Annotated in this window: 8 protein-coding genes; all 8 read left to right on the plus strand. The window is 32.8% G+C overall.

Translation table 11 applies throughout. The features are described 5' to 3' along the window. Positions 1–485 (plus strand): alanine dehydrogenase (locus B5D41_RS13780; RefSeq protein ID WP_407695270.1); only part of this gene is annotated, 485 nt, incomplete at its 5' end. 199 nt (positions 486–684) lie between these two features. Then, positions 685–1,587: a bifunctional enoyl-CoA hydratase/phosphate acetyltransferase gene (locus B5D41_RS13785; RefSeq protein WP_078811207.1), complete on the plus strand. Its 903-nt coding sequence runs from the start codon at positions 685–687 to the stop codon at positions 1,585–1,587. Between the two features lie 40 nt (positions 1,588–1,627). Continuing rightward, positions 1,628–2,296: a helix-turn-helix transcriptional regulator gene (locus tag B5D41_RS13790; protein ID WP_078811202.1), complete on the plus strand. Its 669-nt coding sequence runs from the start codon at positions 1,628–1,630 to the stop codon at positions 2,294–2,296. Between the two features lie 101 nt (positions 2,297–2,397). Further along, entirely contained in the window at positions 2,398–3,612 is a 1,215-nt protein-coding gene (ilvA, locus tag B5D41_RS13795; RefSeq protein ID WP_078811203.1) for a threonine ammonia-lyase, read from the plus strand. A 31-nt stretch (positions 3,613–3,643) separates the two neighbouring features. Beyond that, positions 3,644–4,024, plus strand: coding sequence for a RidA family protein (locus B5D41_RS13800; RefSeq protein WP_078811204.1), 381 nt, complete (start codon positions 3,644–3,646; stop codon positions 4,022–4,024). A gap of 173 nt (positions 4,025–4,197) precedes the next feature. Then, positions 4,198–4,770, plus strand: a complete 573-nt coding sequence (locus B5D41_RS13805) for a glycerol-3-phosphate responsive antiterminator (protein WP_078811205.1) — start codon at positions 4,198–4,200, stop codon at positions 4,768–4,770. A gap of 355 nt (positions 4,771–5,125) precedes the next feature. Further along, positions 5,126–5,869 (plus strand): MIP/aquaporin family protein, encoded by a 744-nt coding sequence (locus tag B5D41_RS13810; protein ID WP_234983972.1) that lies wholly within the window; start codon positions 5,126–5,128, stop codon positions 5,867–5,869. 91 nt (positions 5,870–5,960) lie between these two features. Continuing rightward, positions 5,961–6,162: helix-turn-helix domain-containing protein (locus tag B5D41_RS13815; protein WP_143555677.1), on the plus strand; the 202-nt coding region annotated here is incomplete at its 3' end.

The following is a 6,162-nucleotide window of genomic DNA, read 5'->3' on the forward strand; positions in this document are numbered from 1 at the left end:
ATGGTGATGTTAAGACAAGAATGTCTAATAAGTATAATATCTATGATGAAGTAACTAAAGCAGACTTAGTAATTGGTGGAGTCTTAATTCCAGGTGCTAAAGCTCCTCACTTAGTAACTGAAGATATGATTAAAGATATGAAAGAAGGAGCAGTTATTGCTGACGTAGCTATTGATCAAGGTGGTTGTGTAGAAACAACTTATCCAACTACTCATGATGATCCGGTATTTACTAAACACGGAGTAGTTCATTACTCAGTAGCTAACATGCCAGGAGCTGTAGCTAGAACTTCTACTTATGCTTTAACTAATGTAACTTTACCTTATGCAGTACAGATTGCTAATAAAGGATATAAAGAAGCTTTATTAGATGATAAAGCATTACTTAAGGGATTAAACGTTTATGAAGGTAAAGTAACTTATAAAGCAGTAGCTGAAGTATTTGATTTAGAATATCATGATGCTAAAGAGTTATTAACTAAGTAAATAAGAACTTTATTAAGTTGGAGAAATTCTCTCCTGATTTCTTCAAGTAATATAATCACCAAATATTAATAAAATTCATAAACTATTAAGTGCATAAGAAGGAATTATGTACCTTTAAAAAGAAAATAAAGTAATGGAGAATAGTATTAGAGTAGGAGTAAGTAATTTATTAATTGAAGTTTTGCAGGAGGGAAAGAACTTGATAAATGATTTTGACGAATTATTAGCACAAGCAGAAGTACTAGAAGTGAGTACTATGAGTATTGCGGCACCTTATGATAGTGACACTTTAAAGGCTATTAAGTTGGCGGAAGAAAGAGGTTTAATTGAAACAATTTTAGTAGGAGATAAAACAAGGATACGGGAAGCAGCTGCGGAAGTAGGGTATAAATTAAATAAGGCAGAGGTTATCAATATAGCTGATGATTCAGAAGCTGCTTTAGAAGCAGTTAGACAGGTTCATATTGGTAATGCCGCTTTCGTGATGAAGGGGTTAATTAGTAGTGCTACTATTTTAAAAGCTGTTTTGCACCAGGATTTTGGGTTGAGAACAGGACAATTACTAAGTTATGTAGCAGCATTAGATATACCAAAATCGGATAGATTATTATTTATGACTGACCCTGCTATTAACATTAAACCTAGTTTAGAAGAAAAAGTTGACATTGTTCAAAATTCAATTAGTATGGCCCATGCTTTAGGGGTGAAAAATCCTAAAGTTGCTGCTTTAGCTGCTATTGAAATTGAAAATGAAAAGATGCCGGCAACATTAGATGCAGCAGCTTTAGCTAAAATGAATGCTGAAGGTAAGATTACAGGCGGAATTGTTGATGGTCCATTAGCTTTTGATAATGCTGTTAGTTTAAAAGCTAAAAAGCGAAAAGGGATAAAAAGTGAAGTAGCTGGGCGAGCTGATATCTTTTTAGTTCCTTACATAGAAGTAGGAAATGTACTATATAAAGCATTAACTTACTATGCGGACACAAAGATTGCTGGTATTGTCATGGGAGCCCGTACTCCAGTAGCCATGTCTTCAAGAGCAGATGATCATGTCAATAAATTAACTTCTATTGCATTAGGAAAAGTAGTAGCTAATTATTAATTAAATATTTATTAGTAGGAGAGCATGGGAGGAAACTATTATGAGAATATTAGTTGATAATGAAAGAGACATCCACCCTTATTTAGATAATTTAAAAATAGTTGGTAAAGGTATTTATCAAACTTTAGGCGATAATTCAGAAGTTGTTATCCATGATTTGAGTAATCCCGAAAGCTCTATTGTTTTTTTGGCTGGAGAATTGACTGATAGAGATTTAGGTGGACCTGTGACTGATTTGGTTTTAAGAGTTTTACGAAATGAAGAGGAAATAGATGATGTTTTAAAATATCGTAATCAAACTAAAAATGGACGGACTTTTAAATCTTCAACTATGTTTGTCAAAGATGAAGTTGGTAAAGTTATAGGATGCTTATGTATTAATTACGATATTACTAACTTGCTTTTGACTCAAAATATTATTGATGATTTATGTTCAGTAGAAGGTAACCTTGCAGATGATCCTCAACAACAAGAGACATTTGCCAGTGATGTTACTGAAATATTAGCAGAAATGATTCATAAAGCTAAATCCCAGGTAGATAAGCCAGTACCTTTTATGAATAAAGAGGATAAATTAGAAGTAATTAGATTTTTAGAAAAACGTGGTGCTTTCATGATTAAAGGAGCTGTTGAGGCAGCAGCTGAAGATTTAGGTGTTTCACGATATACTATTTACAATTATTTAAAAGAGATTGAAGGGACAAAGTGAAAATAGATAATTTTTAAGGATAAATATTGATTAATTAGAAATACTACTAAATAAAGCAGTAATTCGTCCTTGAATAGGCCCTAAATAGGGGGTAGATATTAATGGAGTTAGTGACGCTACAGGATATTAAGAATGCTCGACATAATTTGGATGGGATAATTGAAGAAACAGAATTAGATTATTCTCGAACTTTTAGCAAATTAAGTGGAAATGAAATATACTTAAAACCTGAAAATTTACAAAGGACGGGTTCTTTTAAGATTAGAGGTGCCTATAATAAGATAGTTAACTTAACAGCTAAAGAGAAAGAAAAAGGAGTTGTAGCTGCCTCAGCTGGTAATCATGCACAAGGGGTTGCTTTAGGAGCTACTAAAGCTGAGATTGATTCCACAATTATTATGCCTAAAGGAGCACCGATAGCTAAGGTGAAAGCTACTCAAGATTATGGTGCTAAAGTGATTTTGAGTGGAAATACTTATGATGAGGCACACGAAAAAGAAGAAGAATATGCAGAAGAGACAGGGGCTACTATTATTCCAGCATTTAATGATTTAGATGTGATTGCTGGTCAAGGGACTATTGGTTTAGAAATTTTAGAAGAGTTGCCAGATGTAGAAGTAATCATTGCACCTATTGGAGGCGGTGGATTACTGTCTGGAATTGCAACTGCTGTTAAAGAAACTAAGCCTAATGTAGAGATAATTGGTGTGGAAGCAGTTCAAGCAGCTTCTATGAAAGCTTCATTAAGGCGAGGGGAAGTAAAGACTTTAACAACAGTAGATACTATTGCTGATGGAATTGCTGTTAAGAGACCAGGAGATTTAACTTATAAGATTATTTCAAAATATGTTGATCATATCGTAACTGTTAGTGAAGAGGAGATTGCTCATGCTATTTCATTATTATCAGAGCGGTCAAAGCTAATAGTAGAAGGAGCAGGAGCTACTGGATTAGCTGCAGTATTGAATGATAAGATTTTATTACATGGTAAGAAAGTAGCTATAGTTTTAAGTGGTGGAAATATAGATTTAGATATGATTTCTACAATTATAGATAGAGGTATGGTTAAAGCGGGTAGAAGAACTGTATTGACTACACGTTTACCAGATACTCCCGGTGTTTTAAAAAAGTTATTAAGCGTTATCGCTAAGACAGAAGCAAATGTGATTTCAGTTCATCATGATCGTTTAAATCCAGATATTTCTTTAAAACAGGCTGAAGTAGAGTTAGCATTAGAGACCAAGGATTCAGAACATATTGAAAAAATCATTAATAAACTTAAAGAATCAGGATATGATTTAAAAAGATTAAGATAAGATTAAATAGAAAATAAAGGAGGAATTCATTATGAGTAAAAGTATTATTAGTACAGATAAGGCTCCAGCAGCAATTGGACCATATTCTCAGGCTACTAAAGCAGGAGGGAACCTTTATGTTTCAGGTCAAATTCCTATTAATTCTAAGACTGGTGACTTAATTGAAGGAGATGTTCCAACTCAAGCACGTCAGGTTTTAGATAATGTTAAAGCTGTTTTAGAAGCAGCAGATTATGAATTAAAAGATGTAATAAAGGCTGAAGTATTTCTTGATGATATGAATAATTTTGGTAAAGTTAACGAAGTTTATGCCGAATATTTTGATGAAGAACCTCCGGCACGGGCTTGTGTAGAAGTGGCTCGTCTACCAAAAGATGTAGTAGTTGAAATTTCAGTGATTGCTTTTAAGTAAATTTTTAAATAAAGTATGTAAAGGAAATCCTATTTAATTATTAAGGTTAGCTTTTTAGATAAGTTAGTCACCTTAATGACTGGGTAGGATTTTTTGTTTGAATTTAAATAATAGTTTTAGTATAATATAGTTATTTTATATGCAATATATTAATAAAAATTAGGAGTGAAAAAATGCTATACTTTGAACATATATTAAAAGAACGGCCAGTAATTGCAGCAGTTAAGACATTAAAAGATTTAGAATCTATTCCAGAAAAGAAGATAGCGGCTATTTTTGTTTTAGGTGGTAATATATTTAATCTACCTAAAATTGTTGAAACAGCTATTGAGTTAGATAAATTAGTCTTTTTACATATAGATTTAGTAAAAGGGATAGGGAAAGATAAATATGGAATGAAATACTTAGCAGAAGAAGTAGGAATTGATGGTATAGTTACCACCAAAAATTATCTAATTAAAGCTGCTAAGAAGTATGATTTAATTACAATTCAAAGATTATTTATCTTGGACTCTTCTGCTTTTGAAACAGGTGTCAATATTATTAAAAGTTCAAAGCCTGATTTAGTTGAAGTATTGCCAGGTTTAATTCTGCCTCATATAATTAGCGATTTGCGTCAAAAACTGAAGCTACCAATTATTGCTGGAGGGTTAATCAAGAATAAAGAACAGTTAAAGAATATATTACAGACAGAAATTTTAGCAGTTTCTACTAGTAGTAAGGATCTATGGGAATTTAAGGTATAAATGTAACTAAATAAATATCAGAAAATTGTCGAAAATTATTGACAAATGTTCAATTGATATATATAATGTTAATAACATCAGTTTTTATAATAATCTGAAAATTAAATAAAGAGACATAAAGATGGGATAGAGAAGAGGAGAAAGTCCTGTCTAGTCATTAAAGGGAGAAGTCTACCTAATTATAGGTACCAGTATATCTGGGTTGGTAGATAATGTTTTAGTGACTAGGCAGGGCTTTTTATGTTTTATTACTTGTTAATTTATTTAGAAAAAGAAGAGGAAGGGGGAGACAGAATTATAATAGTATGATTAAGAGTTGGCTTAATAAAAAATAATACTTCAAGGAGGAGATTTAATGGCATCACAGATGGGAATGTATGCAGCTGAATTTTTAGGAACACTAATCTTAGTTTTATTAGGAGATGGAGTAGTTGCTAATGTAGTCTTAAAGAAATCAAAAGGTGAGGGTAGCGATTGGATTGTTATTGCAACAGGTTGGGGGTTTGCAGTAGCAATATCTGTTTATGTAACTGGTTGGGTAAGTGGTGCCCATATTAATCCGGCAGTAACTATTGGCTTAGCAACAATTGGTGATTTCTCATGGAGTTTAGTTCCTGGATATATTGCTGCACAAATGTTAGGTGCTTTTGCAGGAGCAGTACTGGTTTATTTGACATATAGAGATCATTTTGCTGTAACTGATGATGCAGATGGCAAACTAGGTGTATTCGCAACAGGTCCAGCGATTAGAAATATTCCTTGGAATATGATTACTGAGATTATAGGGACAGCAATGTTAGTAATTGGGATTCTAGGAATTTCCAATAGCCATAACGAAGCAGGTGCTTTAGGAGCGTTATTAGTAGGCTTTTTAGTATGGTCTTTAGGTTTAAGTTTAGGTGGACCAACAGGATATGCAATTAATCCAGCTAGAGATTTAGGGCCGAGAATTGCTCATGCAGTTTTGCCTATTCCTGGGAAGAGAGATTCAGATTGGGGTTATGGTTTAATTGTACCGATAATTGGTCCAATTATTGGAGGAGTATTGGGTGCTTTTATTTATCAATTCTTTTTACAGATGTGGGGGTGCATTGTATAATTAAATGCACGGGCTAATAAAAAAATGACACATACTTGTTCCTCTGATAAAATGTTAAGTAACCACACTTAAACATTAAGGAGGCACAAATATGCGTCAAAGTAATTATATCATAGAAAGAGAAAAAGGGAAACATTTAAAACTAGGAGCTCGTAAGATTATTGCTCATTTATATAATAAGCAAAATAAAAATTATAGTGAAATAGCCCGAGAAATGAACTGTCATAGGACAACAATAAGCCGAGAAATAAAAAAGGGTTTAACTACTTTTAAAAACGCAGATTGGTCTGATA

This window comes from Selenihalanaerobacter shriftii (assembly GCF_900167185.1).
Lineage (GTDB): Bacteria > Bacillota > Halanaerobiia > Halobacteroidales > Acetohalobiaceae > Selenihalanaerobacter > Selenihalanaerobacter shriftii.